The following is a 15,470-nucleotide window of genomic DNA, read 5'->3' on the forward strand; positions in this document are numbered from 1 at the left end:
GAGAGGATATATGTTTTATGTAATATTACTTTTAAGCATTTTAATTTTTGCGTTTATAAAAAGAAATATAAAAGAAAAAAAAATAATAGATTTTACAATCTTTGTTACTTTGTCTGTCATTTATGGCATCCGGTACGATGTTGGTATAGATTATCTACAATACGAGTTGTATTACAATACCTCATCTGGAGTCCTTGGAGATAGAGAGTTCCTTTATGATCAACTTATTAACTTATTTAATTATTTGCATATTCCTTTTTGGGGATTTTCTCTATTTATTGGTAGTATAATTTTTTACCTTCTTTATTTAATAGCAAAAAACCTAGAAATACCTTATGAAAATGTAATTATACTTTTTATTATAACTGGCCTTCTTTTTGTTTCCTTTAACTTAGTAAGACAAACAATTGCTGGATTAATTTTATTGTTTTCATTTAGATACATAACTAGAACGGACTTCAAAAAATATGTGGGAACTGTGGTTATAGCTGGATTATTTCATACAACAGCCTTTATATTTATACCTTTTTACTTTATAAAAAACTTGAGATTAAATATATGGCTCGGATTTATACTATTCTTTTTAGGTATTATTTTGTACTTTTCAAATATATCATCCACTCTTATTAGAATTATAACTCCTGAAAAATACGCAGGATATTTGGATTCAGATTATAATTTTACTATTGATGCGGGTTTAGGTGTGTTATTTTTCGTCTTTTTAGCAATCATCGGGTGGGCATGTGCCCCAAATAATCGCCATAAAATTTATCCTTTCTTATTAACTTATGTACTTGGGTATAGTATTTTTTTATTTACCTTGAATAGCTTTATTGTTAACAGACTAACGTTATATAGTCAGTTGGCTCTTATAGCAGTTATCCCTTTTTTATTTACCAAAAAACGAGGCTTGCAAAACTTGATGTTTTATATTAATCTTGCTATTATTTTTTTCTTCATTTTAAAGTTTCTAGCTTCAATTTGGGGGATTTATCAGGGTGATACTCAAAACTTAAAGTATAAAACTGTATTTAGTATGTAACTAATTTAAATTTTTAAAGAGGTGATATAATGCAAAAAGAAAGTAAAGTCAGTACTATTATCCCCACATACAAAAGAGCGGACATGATAGCAAGGGCAGTTGACTCTATACTTAACCAAACTTATAAAAATGTTGAAGTAATTGTAGTAGATGATAACAATCCAGATACGGATTACAGAAGAACTACGGAGGCCAAGATGAAAGATTACGAGGGTGATTCCCGAGTTAAATATATTAAGCATAATAAAAATAGAAATGGTAGTGTTGCAAGAAATACTGGGATTAGGCACGCTACCGGTAAGTATTTATGCTTCTTGGATGATGATGATTACTTCTTTCCTTTAAAGATAGAAAAGCAAGTAAAATACTTAAAAAGTAATCCAGAATATAAAGCTGTTTATTGTGGATGGAAGGTAGGAAACAGAACTATTCACCCATATAGATCAGGCGATCTTACTTACGAGCAGTTTATCGGTAATAATATAATTGATACAAATATGATTATGATAGAAAAAAATATAGTAGAGGTATTTGGAGGCTGGGATGAAAGGTTAAAACGGAATCAAGATGTAGCGTTTATTCTTAGGTATTTTAACCTTGGCGAAAAGATAGGACTAGTAAAAGAAGCATTAGTTTTTATCGACTTAGCCGATCGATCAAATGTGGCTAACTCTATTGAAAATGAAAAGAATTTTGATGTTTTTTTTAAGTACTATTATAATCAATTGATGGATTGTGATAGGAAATATAAAAATGCAAAGAAAGAAATATATTCCAGTCGTTATAGAGGTGTATTGTTTAATTATTTAAAAAATAAAAATACAGTTGGTGCTATAAAACTATATATAAAAATGATGAAAATAGCTCCGATTGTATTTAATAAGTTTTTACTTAATGGACTTTTAAAAAAGTTACAAGGAAAACCTTTATATTCTTATGAAAGTAACTATTAATTTATTAAATTCCTTATTTAATTGTTTGTATAATATAGGCTTTAGAGGGAGGAGCGAATGTGTTACTTCTCAAGTCCCCAATATATTTAATACCTTAATTATTATAAAAAATAATTAAGTGAAAATATAAGTAGCAAGAAAATGAGGTAGGGGGATATGATGCAAAAATTCAAAAAAATTATTAATAAACCATTTGTACGAAATGTTATTATTATGGCTACAGGAACAGCTGCTGCTCAACTCGTAAATATTTTGTTGCAGCCCTTCATTACTCGTTTATATGGACCAGAAGCCTATGGGTTAATGGGGACATTCTTGGCTATCGTTGCTATTATTGCTCCTATAGTGGCATTAACATATCCAATTGCCATTGTTCTCCCTAAAAGTGATAAGGATGCAAAAGGATTAATACTACTTTCTTTGTATATTACTATAGGTGTTGCATTGAGTGTAGGTATTATTTTGTTTTTTCTAAATGATCAGATTGTTAAAATGTTTCAAATAGAAATTATATCAAATTATTTGTATCTTATTCCCATAGTAATAATATTTGCTGGTTTTTTACAGGTTACCGAACAATGGTTTATACGCACAAAGCAATTTGGCGTTAATGCAAAAGCCACTTTTTTTCAAGCGATTATATTAAATGGAAGTAAAGTAGGTATTGGTTTTTTTCATCCAATCGCTCCTGTTCTTATAATTCTTTCAGCTATGACAAACGGAATGAAAGCATTGTTAATGGTTTTTTTTGCCCGAAAGTCTAGTTATAAGAGTACTACTCAAGAAACTAGTACTTCACATACTATTAAAGAACTTACTAAAAGATACAAAGATTTTCCAATATTTAGAGCACCACAAGTTTTTATGAATTCCATTTCACAAAATCTTCCTATCCTCTTGTTAACAAGTTTTTTTGGACCTGCTTCCGCAGGATTTTATACTCTTGGTAGGACTGTATTAGGTATACCCTCTCAACTTATTGGTAAATCTGTAGGAGATGTTTTTTATCCACGTATATCTGAAGCATCCCATAACGGTGAAAATCTTACATATTTGATAAAAAAAGCGACTTTTGCTTTAGCAGTAGTAGGATTTTTACCTTATGTAATTGTATTTATATTTGGTCCATGGCTGTTTAGTTTCGTATTTGGTGCAGATTGGGTCACAGCAGGTGAATATGCTAGGTGGATAGCACTATGGATGTTTTTCTTGTTTATTAATCAGCCAAGTGTAAAAGCATTACCTGTAATGGCAGCTCAAGCTTTTCATCTGAGATTTACTATTGTCACTCTGGTAACACGAACAGGTTTGTTAGCTATTGGATATTTTATATTTTCAAGTGACACAATTGCCGTTGCGTTATTTGGAGTATCTGGTGCTGTACTTAATATTTTTTTAATTATAATTACCTTGCGAATAAGTCAGAGCTACAACTAATGGAGGAATGACCAAGATGGTAAAGTTATTTATAACAGGAGATATAATTAATTATGAACATAGTGATGGGTTAGTGTGCTCAGATGAAATATCTAAGGTTATCTCTGATGCTGACTATTCCATTTGTAATTTTGAAGCACCTATTGAAGGCTACGGTACTCCAAGTCCTAAATCTGGTCGTCACCATTTTCAACGTAAATCGACAATAAAAGGCTTACAAAAACAAGGATTTAACATGATGTGTTTGGCTAATAATCATATAATGGACTATGGAATAGCAGCTTTAAAAGCAACCATAGACGAGGCCAATTCTTTAAAAATAGACACAGTTGGGGCTGGTATTAACTTTCATGATGCTTATAAACCGTTAGTAAAGGAAGTTAACGATCTGAAAATTGGATTTATTAATGCTTGCGAAGCTCAGTTTGGTGTAAAGGATTATTATTCAGCCGAAGACCACCCTGGCTATGCATGGATAAACCATAAAGAAATAGACCGGAAAATTTCTGTATTAAATGAAGAATGTGATTTTGTTATAGTCTTATCCCATGCTGGATTAGAACATTATAATATACCCCAGAAAGAATGGCGGGTTCGTTATAAGCATTTTTGTGATTTAGGAGCTGATGTCATCGTAGGATCTCATCCACATGTTCCACAGGGGTACGAATATTACAATAACTCAGTAATCTTTTATAGTTTAGGTAACTTTTATTTTGACTCATCAAACTATCGTTTAAAAGAAGATCGCTCTTATTCGTTAAATTTAAATTTAGAGAAAAATAAGAAGGTAAGATTTGATCCTTTATTTCATCATAAAGAGAATGGTTATGTGCAACTGTCTCCTCGAGAGCAACAAGTCAATTTAGATTTACTAAATGCTAATTTAGGAGAAAATTACGAAGAGTTGCATGAGGAGATGTCATTAGAGATTTATAATAAAACGATTAAAAAAAACCTAATTTTTTCTTTGCTTTCTTTTCCTTATGATGGAAATATTAAGTCAACAATTAAGAGATCATTAAGTTTAATATTTAACAAAAGAAAGAAACAAGATAAAACATTGCTTTCTCTCCATTTGCTTCGAAACGAAGCTTATTATTATGCAACAAAACATGCAATGGAAATAATATCAAAAGATAAATATGGGCGGAGATAATGTATGAGTGATTTTATTTATTCACGAAAAAGGGTGAAAAAAGGGACATTAAAAAATGAATTACATTCAATTTATTATAATAATGAACCAACTGTAGAAGAATTTCATGGTAAATGGGGTTCCTTGGCTGCAAGTAAAAACCTGTATAACGGTTTCCAGCCTTATGAAACTATTCATCACATTGTTGTAGTTATTGGGGGACCAGTCCTATGTTTTAGAGATAACAATTTTTTAAAAATTGATTCAAGTGATATAGGAACGAAAGCTATTTATAGTAGGTGGTTGGAGGGAAAGATAGATTGGGGTGAAGACTTAAGTGGACCTTTTGTAATATTATTTATAAACAAAGAATCTGCTGAGGTTACTTGTATTACTGACCTAATGTCATTTATTCCAGTTTATACACATAAAGGTTCAAGTAATCGAATACTATCAACTCATGTTGACGTATTAGCGAGGGTTTCTGGTCAGGAGGAGAATTTTGATAAAGTATCTATGGTAGATTTTATTATTCATGGGGTAGTAACTTTTCCATATAGTTTATATGAAAATTTACGTCAAGTTGTTCCGGCAGCTGAACATATTGTTGATGAGAACTCTCTTGAAATGAAATCTATACCTTATTGGATTCCAGAAGAAAATCATATATATGAATCAATAAATATAGCAGCAAAAGATTTACGAAAAAGTTTAATGGGATATGTTCATACTATTACAAAAGAAGCACCTTCAATTGCCCAATTTATTAGTGGTGGTGAAGATTCGCGTACTCTTTCGGCATTATTGAGTGATTATAATAGGAATGCCTTTATATTTTTAGATAACATGAATAGAGAAGGTGAAAAGGCTAAAAAAGCTGCAAGTATTTATGGAGCAAATTTTAAGATGGAAACCAGAAGTAAAACACATTATTTAGAAATAATGCCTCCGTGTTCAGATATGGTCGGAGGAGGGGCGCAGTATTACCATGCTCATACTTTTGGATTTCATAAAAAATCTAAGCTAGATGATTACTCAGCAGTTTTTGGTGGTTTGTTTGCTGACGCTTTATTAAAGGGTGCCCGGATAAAAAAACTACGTGGCTCAGGAAGACTTCCTTTCTTCCCTCAAATTAAGAAGAAAAACTATTCACCAAGCAGGCCGCTGAGTTCTACTCTTTTTACTCCTGAAATCTTAGTGGAATTAGATAATCGTAGAAAAGTTCATTTGAATTATGTGAAAAGTTTCAGGCACGAATCATTTGAAGAATGGTTTGAGCTTTGGCCTAGTTCCATGAATATGAATATACCAAACCTTCATGCTAACCGTCGCCTATTTCGTAGTTACGAACCATTTATGGCAAAGGACGTAGTGAAAATTAGTGCTACAGTTCCACAAAAATGGAAACTCAACCGTAGATTGTTTCAAAAGGCAGCTAAACCATTATTAAAACCGACAAAGTGGTTATTGCACAGTGATGGGCGCTTACCTTATTATCCCTGGTATGTGAACAGCTTCGTTGATTTTATAATGTGGACATACAGACAAGCAGGTAGAAGGATTGGGATAATTAAAGGTAACCAAGGTTCTTGGGGGGAGTGGAGTGCCGTTATGAACAGCGAATCTTGGGAAAGAGCTAAAGAAGCTTATTCGCCTGGCCTAATTAATCTAACTTCTTTTCTAAAGGAAAAAAATATAGGAAATCTATTTTCCGATAATTATTTAAGTAGCGTACAACGAATTAATTTAATGCAAATATTATACCTTAGTGCCAAAAAAAGAACCAATACTATAAATAGATAAAGTTTGAGAATGTAGAGTTTAAAAGTGTAGATCTTTTTATTATTAAATTTATAAAATTTAGGGGTCTGTCCCCGCTACGTTAGCGAACTAAAGGGTAGTGTAGCACCACTTGTTTTCTGTTGGTGGTGCGCTTTTCTTATAAAGTAAATATTACAGCATAGAAAAAATGAAACCCATAAGGGTACCAGGTACCGAAAAGCTGTAAAAAAGCGAAGTGCCAAGTGTGAATTTCAGTACTTGGTACACGGCGCTCGTTGCAGGTTTTATACTTTGCGCTGCAAACATTCGCAAAAAATAAGGCATGAGATTCCTTTAATCGGAAATCTCATGCCTTATTTTTATATGAAAGTGGTTTAGTTTATATGGTACTCTGTAAAGCTCTCGATCAATGCTGGATTAAAGTATTGATCATAGACGCCCTTGATAATATTTAACCAGTCGTTTAAAAGAAAGTTTCTCATGTCTTCATCAGGGATCTCCAGAATTTCATTCGTATAATAAAGAAAAGTAAAATGACACTTTCGATCGAGAATATGAATTCCTCGCATGCCGTCTTCATCTAATTGGGTAAATAAAATGTAATATCTCATTAAATAATGCCTCCGAGTAATAATTATTTTAATGTTTGTAGATTGAATGTTGGGTAATAAGGCTGGGCAGTAAGTTAAGGAAATGGATGGAATAGGGTGATATTGCTATCTGAAGGGAGTGATTTGATTATAAGAGTGTGTTTACGAAAGGAGATTTCATAATCATAGTAAGGGGTTCAACTGCAGCGAGTTATACTATTTGAAGTGTTTTCGTGGGGAAGTAGAACGTTCAAAAAGTGCAGATGACTGGATGTGCGAGGATAAATTTAAGAAATAGAAACTGCTCAGGATGACTCCTCTTCTGTTATGCCTCCTTTTCTATCATATGTCAGCCCGTTTCTTTCACGCGGTTCCTATTTCTTATGATTTTTCGAATAAGTTTCCCAATTAGCGATCGAGGTGTAGAGATCTACGTGACCAATTTTAAGTCCTTTAACCAATTTAGTGACCATATTAAAACCTGGGGCTCTAGTTCCTCTTTCAATTGCACTGATGTATGTGGGATCAACACCAGTTCGACCGGCCAGTTCTTCTTGAGTAATACCTACTTCTTTACGGAGTGCTGCCAGTTGTTTGCCGAATTGATTCCTTGCGTATAATTCAAATTCTTCACTCATACTTAAATTTTCATATGGAATGAAAAAATAGTACACGGACTGACAGTCGTATTTTTACATATAAAGGAAATTATTGATTTTTTTCGTGAAATTATGAAATTCTTGATAAGACAGAATGACGAATTGATAGAATGAGGTTTTAGAAGTTCGGTAAAAAAATTCTTTCATATGGTTTTATAAAAAGAGAAAGTGGCGTTGCGTTTATTACCATTTAATCGTGATATTTAGTTTAATATATTAAGCCGCCAATTTAATGAAATTATATATTGATTTTGTTGTTATTAATTTTAAGGTTTGTCCCCGTTACGTTACTATGTGTCTTAGTGAAGGAAATTTTCACAATTTCACTAGGGAATTTACTCAAAAGCAGGAGTATACATTGCCCCAGGTTTTCTAATATATTAAAATAAGGTACATTACTTGAGTATTAGGAGGATGATTATGGACGATTTATCAGTTAATACAAATCCCGGTTTTTCTACTAGACTTAAAGCAACATTTGTAAAATTACGAGGTTCTGAACGTAAAATAGTAGAGTTTATTGAAAACCATCAGGAAGAAATTATTCACCTTTCTATTACAGAGGTAGCTGAACGAAGTGAAACAAGTGAGTCTTCGGTGGTTCGTCTATGTAAGAGGCTTGGTTACAAGGGATTCCAGGATCTGAAGATACATTTAGCGCGAGAAGTTATCCAGCCTCAGCAGCAGATTCATGAAGTGATTGAGAAAGATGATGATGTGACAACGGTGAAGAAAAAAATCTTCCAATCGAATATTCAGGCGTTATATGATTCGCTTGAGGTGTGTGATAATGAAGAGCTGAATAAGGCGGTAGAGGTAATTGCGGACGCAAGCTTTATCGAATTCTATGGTTCTGGCGGGTCAGGTACGGTGGCTTTAGACGCGCACCATAAGTTATTAAAACTTGGGATTAAGTCTTTTGCTTATAATGATTCCACTCTTCAGGCGATGTCGGCCAGCGTATTAGGCGAGAAGGACGTAGTGATTGGTATCTCACATACTGGGGCTACGAAAGAGGTCTTAAATGCTTTGAGATTAGCAAAAGATGCAGGGGCGACCGTGATTTGTATTACAAACTCTTCGAAGTCTCCGATTACAAAAATATCGGATATTGTGCTGCAGACGGCTTCGAAAGAGACGCTTTTCCGTACGGATGCTATTTCTTCACGTATTGCTCAATTAACGATTATTGATATATTAGTAGCGTCTATTGCCAACCAAAAGTATGATCATTACTTAAACAATCTGCAGAAAACGAGGAAGTCTACCATAGGCAAGAAGCTATAAAAAACAAATTATGAAAATTACATTCAATTTTTTTAAAAATATATTGAAGGAAATTACCACCGTGTGATAAGATACCTTTAACGCATCAATTATTTGAAAATTTCAAAAATCAGGTGCGCTTTTTTAAAAGTTTTTATTGAAAGCGTTACCAAGGGAGGGTCATTTTTGAAGAAACAGTTATTGTGGGTACTCGTGGTGGTTTCTGTTCTAGTGTTGGCAGCTTGTGGGAATAGTGAGGAGGCAGGTTCAGAAGCGGAAGGTTCTAGCGGGGATGAAAAAGTCAGCTTCAAGTTATCTACACCAGATCCGGAAGAATCGAATGTTACGGTTGCGGCGGAAGAGTTCGCGAAGGTCGTAGAAGAGAAAAGTGATGGATCGATTGAAATTTCGGTTCACCCGAATGGTACATTGTATGGTGGAGATCCTTCCGCAGCTGTTAAACAACTGGGAGCAGGCAGTCTTGACATGTTAGTTTTATCGACTTCACTTTATGCGAACTTTGAACCAAGGTTCAGTGCTATCAGTGTTCCCTACCTCTTTGATGATGAGGAGCAGTATACTTCTTTTCTAAATGGTGACTTAGGCAATGAGCTGCTGGACTCAGTTTCTGAACTTGATATTCAAGGATTAGGGTATTGGGCACGGGATTTCAGACAAATTACCAACTCTAAACATCCGATTGAAGAGCCCGCCGATCTAGATGGTCTTAAGTTAAGAGTACCGAACAATCCGTTATGGGTTGAGTTTTTCAAAGGCGGGGGTACAGCCACAACGCCAATGGATTTTGGCGAAGTGTACAATGCGCTTCAATTAGGTACCATTGATGGACAGGAAAACCCGCTTGGTGTTATTTCTTCAGCTAAAATGCATGAAGTACAGGATTACTTAACCATTTCCAATCATATGGCAGATGGCTGGTTAGTTGGTTTAAATCAAGAGAAATATGACAGTTTAAGTGATGAACAAAAGCAAGTCCTTGAGGAAGCAACTCAGGAAGTGCAGGATTGGTCCATCGATTATAATGCCGAACAAGCGGAATCGATCATTGAAACGCTTGAGGAAGAAGGTATGGAAGTCAACGAATTAACGGAAGAACAACAACAACAATTCATTGAGCTTTCCCAGGAGGCGTATCCTGCATTTGAAGAAGTAATTGAAGATGAAGAATTCTTTAATGAAGTTCTGAAGGCTGTAGGTAAAGACTAAATGGAGTGGAAATATGCGGTCTTTAGCACATAAAGACCGCTATGTAACAAAAGGGGATAAATAATGGAAAAGAAATTTTCAACCATCATAAGAAAACTTTTTCATGGTTTTAATAAACTAACTTCTTTTCTCGCTATAATGGCCTCTGTTTCGATTTTTGTAGTCGTTATCTGGCAGGTTATAGGGAGATTGATCGGGCACCCGGCACCTTGGACAGAGGAGCTGACACGGTTTATATTCGTATGGATGATTTTTTTAGGCATCGGTATAGGGTTTAGAAAGGCAGAATCAGCTAGAGTTACCGTCTTTATGAACGTGCTGCCTCAGTTCATGCAGAAACTATCGGTTTGGATTTACTCCATCGCTACGATCTTATTCTTTTTGTTTATGGTCATATATGGTGTTCAGTTTATCTTTCAACAGGTGGCTACGAATGAAATGAGTTCTGTCGTAATGATTCCGATGTGGATTATTGGACTCTCTGTTCCGAGTGCAGGTGTTATAGGTATCCTCAATGTCATTCAATCTTTATTGTATAACCGAGAGTTAATTTAGGAGGTACCCTGAGCTATGTCTATATTTCTGCTTGTCCTGTTCTTTCTGCTCGTTTTTATAGGAGTTCCCATAGCCATTTCTCTCGGACTCTCTGTTGTCGCGACAATTGTGTTATTTACTGAAGTGCCCGTCAGCATTATCATTCAGTCCATGTACAGCTCGATGAACAGCTTTATCATGGTAGCTGTTCCCTTGTTCATCCTTGCAGGAATCATTATGGATGAAGGCGGAATAGCTGAGAGAATATTTGATTTTGCGAAGAGTGTGGTAGGCTGGATCACTGGAGGATTAGGTCACGTTAATATTTTTGCAAGTCTTATATTTGCAGGGATGGCAGGTTCATCTGTAGCCGATATCGCAAGTACCGGCAGAATTACGATTAATGCAATGAAACGGGATAATTATCCTTTGAAATACGCGGCTTCTTTAACTCTTATTACGTCCATGTTAGCTACCATCATTCCACCCAGTATTTTAATGATCGTAGCTGCATCGACAGCAGGTGTATCGATCAGCGCGACATTAATTGGGGGTCTTGTACCGGGAGTTATCATAGCGGTAATTTTTATGATATATAACTATTTCTATAGTAAGAAACATGGGCTTGGGACGCACCAGAAGTTCGAGTGGAAAAATGTTTCAAAAGAATTTATTCGCGCCTTTCCGGCTTTATTAGCACCCGTCATATTAATTGGGGGAATTCTAAGCGGATATTTCACCCCGACAGAAGCTGCGGCGATCGCTGTTTTATATACATTACTCGTTTCCATATTTGTATATAAAGGGCTGCCTTTTAGGAAGCTTCCTGATATTTTCCATAGAACCGTTAACCTTACGGGAACGATTTTATTTATTGCTGTGGCTGCGATGCCTGCGGGGTGGGTATTTGAATATGATGGTCTGCCAACGCGACTCGCTGCATTTATTAGTGGGGTGAGTGAGAGTTCGTTAGTCATCATGCTGTTACTGTTTGTGTTTTTACTAGTGGTTGGGATGTTTATGGATGCAACAGCAGCTATCTTTATCTTAGTTCCGATTTTGATGCCTACCGTTGCGGTAGCAGAGATTGATCCCGTGTTTTTCGTTATTTTTATGGTGATTTCACTATCTATTGGTTTAATCACGCCGCCTATTGGCGTTTGTTTATATGCGGCCTGTAACATTACAGGATTAAAATTAGAAGAATTAAGTAAAGCGTCATTACCGTGGCTGGGAATTACATTTGCCACCTTAATACTTTTTATATTTTTCCCAGAATTAATTATGACGCCGCTCAGTTGGTTAGGTTTTTAAAAGAAAGAAGAATATTGGCAGTTATCTTCTTTTTTTTACTTATATTTATGAAGGAAATCTCCGCCAAAATACAGGCGGGTTGAAGTCAGAAAGGATGGTTTTGTAATGAAAGCAGCTGTTTTTCACGGACCTAATGATATGCAGTTACAGGAGGTAGAGAAACCCGTAATTGGCAGTAAAGAAGTATTAATGAAGGTGAATGTTAGTGCTGTCTGCGGCACGGATGTACGCATTTACGAAGGAAAGAAAACAAAAGGCGTGCGCACACCATCCATTATTGGGCATGAGCTCGTAGGGACGATTGAAGAAGTAGGCATCGACGTCGACGGATTCTCAAGGGGAGAAAAAGTAGGTGTGATCCCTGTGATCCCATGCGGTAAGTGTTATTACTGCATGAATGATAGAGAAAACGTATGTGCGAATCGTACAGCTATTGGTTATGAATTTGATGGCGGGTTTGCTGAATATGTAAGAATCCCAGAATCAGCTTTAAAGTCTGGCAACCTAGTTAAATTACCAGAGAACGTTACCTTAGAAGAAGCCGTCATTACGGAACCATTGGCGTGTTGTTTAAATGGGCAGCGCAAAGCGAACGTGAAAATGGGAGACACAGTCGTCATTATTGGAGGCGGTCCGATTGGTTTAATGCATGTTCAGCTGGCCAAAGTGGCTGGAGCGAAACATGTGATCTTAAGTGAACCCATTGATCATCGAAGAGAAAAGGCTCTACTAGCAGGGGCAGATCATGCCGTTAATCCAGAAGTAGAATCACTTGAGAATCTCGTATTTGAGAAAACAGAGCAGTTAGGTGCTGATGTAGTCATCATGGCAATTGGAGTGCCGTCTCTAGTGAACTCATGCATCTCCTTATTAAAAAAAGGAGGGACGTTAAACTTATTTGCGGGCTTTACGAAAGGCGTACTGGGCGAAATAGACCCCAATGTCATTCACTATAACGAAATTAATGTAAACGGAACTTCTGCGCTTACGCGGTCCGATTACTATAACTCTTTGTCTCTCATTTCATCGGGACAGATTAATACTGAAGTATTAACGACGAAAGGCTATAAGCTTGACGATATTCAACAAGCCATCATGGATGTGCGGAATGGTAACGGGATGAAATCCGTTATTCATATATAAAAAACAATTAAAGGAGAGTATGAGCATGGGAGTATTAGGTAAAGAAATTAGAATGAATCGTTTAATGAATCAGGATTCCGGCAAGCTGCTGGCAGTAGCGGTAGATCAGGCGATGGCACGGGGGATTTTTGAAGAGTTAATGCCTATTGATCGAAAGCTTAGTGAAATTGTGGAAGGCGGACCTGATGCCATTACTATGCATAAAGGGATTGCGGATACGTGCTTTAGAAAGCATGCGGGGAAAGCAGGATTAATTCTTAAAGCTTCGACGTTTTCCCCATGGCAGCCTAACTATGATACATGGGTGACAGAAGTAGATGAAGCGGTTCGACTGGGTGCTGATGCCATTTCCATGGGATGTATTGTAGGGGGAGATGACCAGCCGGAGCAATTACGCAACTTAGGAATCATTTCAGGGCAGGCCTCTAAAAACGGGTTGCCAACCATCGCCCACATTTATCCAAGAGGCAATCAGATTCCTGAAGACGAGAAGAATGACTGGAGACATGTCGCTTATGCTGTGCGGGCGGGTGCCGAATTAGGCATTGATATCGTTAAAACTAAATATACAGGGGATCCGGATTCCTTCCATAAAGTAGTGTCTTCTACTCCAGGCAAAGTAGTCGTTGCAGGAGGGGACATTGGAAACAATGTAGAGGACTATTTCCAAATGGTGTATGATGTTGTTGAAGCAGGAGGAGCTGGAATAACGTTTGGAAGAATTGTATGGAACAACCAGAATCCGACAGCAATTGTGAAAGCGTTTAAAAATATTATTCATGAGAACGGTACTGTCAATGAAACAATTGAACTCTACAATGAATTAATTAATCAACCAGCGAACCTCTAAACGAACGAATCTATTAATTAGGGTGGGGGATTATGTCACATGTCATCGGAATAGATATAGGAACGAGTGGAATGAAAGTAGGAGCCATGAATCACGATGGGCAGTTAGGGCTGATTGAATATCAGTCCTATTCCCTCCACTATCCCCAAAAAGGATGGGTGGAAATTGATGTAGAAGATATATGGCTTAAGACAAAAGAATTGTTAATGAAGGTCATGACTAAAGTTGAAAGAATGGGAACGGTTGATGCGATTTCCTTATCCACCTTTTGTAACTCTTCTGTTTTTCTAAATAAAGACGGGGAACCGTTGTGCCCGGGGATCATGTATTTAGATCAAAGAAGCAAAAAAGAAGCTGAATCGATTAAAGAAATAGTGACAGAAGAGAGAATCTATGAGATTACGAAAAACAGGCTGGAACAGGGGATGTATTCGATTACTTCCCACCTCTGGTTTAAGAATCACCGTCCCTCCTTGTATGCCCAAACGTATAAATGGGGAAATCTCGCGACCTACATATTGAATAAGCTCACGGGTTCTTTCGTTATGGACTGGACGCAGGCTTCCTTTTCAGGGATGTATGATATTGAAAAATATGTGTGGTCAAAAGAAATCTGTGCCGATGTCGGGATTGAGATGGAGAAACTCCCTGAAGTTGTAGACCCGCTTACCATTGTAGGTGAGTTAACTTGCTCTGAACTCCCCATAAGCGGCATACCTGTGGCAGCGGGTGGAGCGGATACAGCTTGTTCAACTCTAGCTTTAGGCGTCCAGCCGGGCGAAGTCTTTGAATCGGTTGGTACTTCTAATGTCCTGACCGCATGCATAAAGCAACCCGACCATTTAGATAGAAGATTTTTAAATCGTTGTCACATTAAGAAAAACCAGTGGTTATCCCATGGTGCCATGTCCTTCCCCGGGGCTGCCATTCAATGGTTCTACGAAGAATTTCTTAAAGAAGAAGCTGATTCAAGAGACATTCTTGAAGAACTTCCGAAGCAATCCCCCATCGGTTCTAACGGTGTATTTTTCCTTCCTTATATGCAGGGAGAACGATCTCCGATATGGGACCCTGATGCCAGAGGAACGTTTACAGGTATATCACTTAATACGACGAAAGCCGACATGATGAGAGCTATTTTAGAAGGATGTTCTTTCGGTTTAAGACAAATCCACGACATTCTGTTAGATGCCTACGATGTTCAATTTGAAAGCCTTCCGTCCATTGGAGGCGGTTCTTCCAATCAAACGTGGGCCCAGGTGAAAGCGAATATCCTGGAAAAAGATATTGAAATCAAAGATGTTTCAGAAACAGGAGTGTACGGAGCCTGTTTGATTGCCGGAACTTCGGCGGGATATTATAAAACATTAGAAGAAGCTTCTGATCTTATAGAAAATCAAACGAAGCGTGTCTTCAAACCGAACACCGAAGAAGTGAGCATTTATAACAAGCATTATCACATTTTTAATGATTTATATCCTTCATTAAAACCGTTCTTCGCTAAAAGTATGAATCTCTAATATTTTTATTAGAGA

General features: G+C 36.6%; 14 protein-coding genes. 12 read left to right on the forward strand and 2 right to left on the reverse strand.

The genetic code is table 11. The annotated features are described in order from the left end of the window. The first annotated feature begins 10 nt into the window (after positions 1-10). The 5 genes from ACGTNH_RS03890 (at position 11) to ACGTNH_RS03910 (ending at position 6,373) form a co-directional block, all read left to right on the forward strand. The gene (locus ACGTNH_RS03890; RefSeq protein WP_394585110.1) at positions 11-1,042 is read left to right on the forward strand and encodes an EpsG family protein; all 1,032 of its coding nucleotides are present in this window, start codon (positions 11-13) and stop codon (positions 1,040-1,042) included. A 29-nt stretch (positions 1,043-1,071) separates the two neighbouring features. Beyond that, on the forward strand, positions 1,072-1,995 hold the full coding sequence (locus ACGTNH_RS03895; RefSeq protein WP_394585111.1) for a glycosyltransferase family 2 protein: 924 nt from the start codon (positions 1,072-1,074) through the stop codon (positions 1,993-1,995). Between the two features lie 159 nt (positions 1,996-2,154). Continuing rightward, positions 2,155-3,432 (forward strand): lipopolysaccharide biosynthesis protein, encoded by a 1,278-nt coding sequence (locus ACGTNH_RS03900; protein WP_394585112.1) that lies wholly within the window; start codon positions 2,155-2,157, stop codon positions 3,430-3,432. 16 nt (positions 3,433-3,448) lie between these two features. Next, positions 3,449-4,591: a CapA family protein gene (locus tag ACGTNH_RS03905; protein WP_394585113.1), complete on the forward strand. Its 1,143-nt coding sequence runs from the start codon at positions 3,449-3,451 to the stop codon at positions 4,589-4,591. Between the two features lie 3 nt (positions 4,592-4,594). Continuing rightward, positions 4,595-6,373 carry a hypothetical protein gene (locus ACGTNH_RS03910; RefSeq protein WP_394585115.1) on the forward strand — a complete coding sequence of 593 codons (1,779 nt, stop codon included), beginning with the start codon at positions 4,595-4,597 and terminating at the stop codon, positions 6,371-6,373. Positions 6,374-6,726: 353 nt separating this feature from the next. Here the strand turns inward: ACGTNH_RS03910 and ACGTNH_RS03915 are convergent, their stop codons facing one another. After that, positions 6,727-6,963 carry a hypothetical protein gene (locus ACGTNH_RS03915; RefSeq protein ID WP_394585117.1) on the reverse strand — a complete coding sequence of 79 codons (237 nt, stop codon included), beginning with the start codon at positions 6,961-6,963 and terminating at the stop codon, positions 6,727-6,729. A 353-nt stretch (positions 6,964-7,316) separates the two neighbouring features. Further along, positions 7,317-7,616 carry a helix-turn-helix domain-containing protein gene (locus ACGTNH_RS03920; protein WP_394585119.1) on the reverse strand — a complete coding sequence of 100 codons (300 nt, stop codon included), beginning with the start codon at positions 7,614-7,616 and terminating at the stop codon, positions 7,317-7,319. Between the two features lie 405 nt (positions 7,617-8,021). On the opposite strand from ACGTNH_RS03920, the gene ACGTNH_RS03925 reads away from it, so the two are divergent. From ACGTNH_RS03925 to ACGTNH_RS03955, 7 genes are all read left to right on the forward strand, one after another. Continuing rightward, positions 8,022-8,888, forward strand: a complete 867-nt coding sequence (locus tag ACGTNH_RS03925) for a MurR/RpiR family transcriptional regulator (protein ID WP_394585120.1) — start codon at positions 8,022-8,024, stop codon at positions 8,886-8,888. A gap of 165 nt (positions 8,889-9,053) precedes the next feature. Continuing rightward, complete coding sequence (locus ACGTNH_RS03930) at positions 9,054-10,094, forward strand: DctP family TRAP transporter solute-binding subunit (protein ID WP_394585122.1); 1,041 nt, start codon at positions 9,054-9,056, stop codon at positions 10,092-10,094. Between the two features lie 63 nt (positions 10,095-10,157). Beyond that, on the forward strand, positions 10,158-10,649 hold the full coding sequence (locus ACGTNH_RS03935) for a TRAP transporter small permease (RefSeq protein WP_394585123.1): 492 nt from the start codon (positions 10,158-10,160) through the stop codon (positions 10,647-10,649). Between the two features lie 15 nt (positions 10,650-10,664). Beyond that, a complete protein-coding gene (locus tag ACGTNH_RS03940; RefSeq protein ID WP_394585125.1) occupies positions 10,665-11,942 on the forward strand; it encodes a TRAP transporter large permease in 1,278 nt (425 codons plus the stop codon). Between the two features lie 105 nt (positions 11,943-12,047). After that, the gene (locus tag ACGTNH_RS03945; protein WP_394585126.1) at positions 12,048-13,085 is read left to right on the forward strand and encodes a zinc-dependent dehydrogenase; all 1,038 of its coding nucleotides are present in this window, start codon (positions 12,048-12,050) and stop codon (positions 13,083-13,085) included. A 25-nt stretch (positions 13,086-13,110) separates the two neighbouring features. Next, positions 13,111-13,935 carry a class I fructose-bisphosphate aldolase gene (locus tag ACGTNH_RS03950; protein WP_394585128.1) on the forward strand — a complete coding sequence of 275 codons (825 nt, stop codon included), beginning with the start codon at positions 13,111-13,113 and terminating at the stop codon, positions 13,933-13,935. 32 nt (positions 13,936-13,967) lie between these two features. After that, positions 13,968-15,455: a xylulokinase gene (locus tag ACGTNH_RS03955; protein WP_394585130.1), complete on the forward strand. Its 1,488-nt coding sequence runs from the start codon at positions 13,968-13,970 to the stop codon at positions 15,453-15,455. The last annotated feature ends 15 nt before the right edge of the window (positions 15,456-15,470 follow it).

This window comes from Halobacillus sp. B23F22_1 (assembly GCF_043497005.1).
Lineage (GTDB): Bacteria > Bacillota > Bacilli > Bacillales > Halobacillaceae > Halobacillus_A.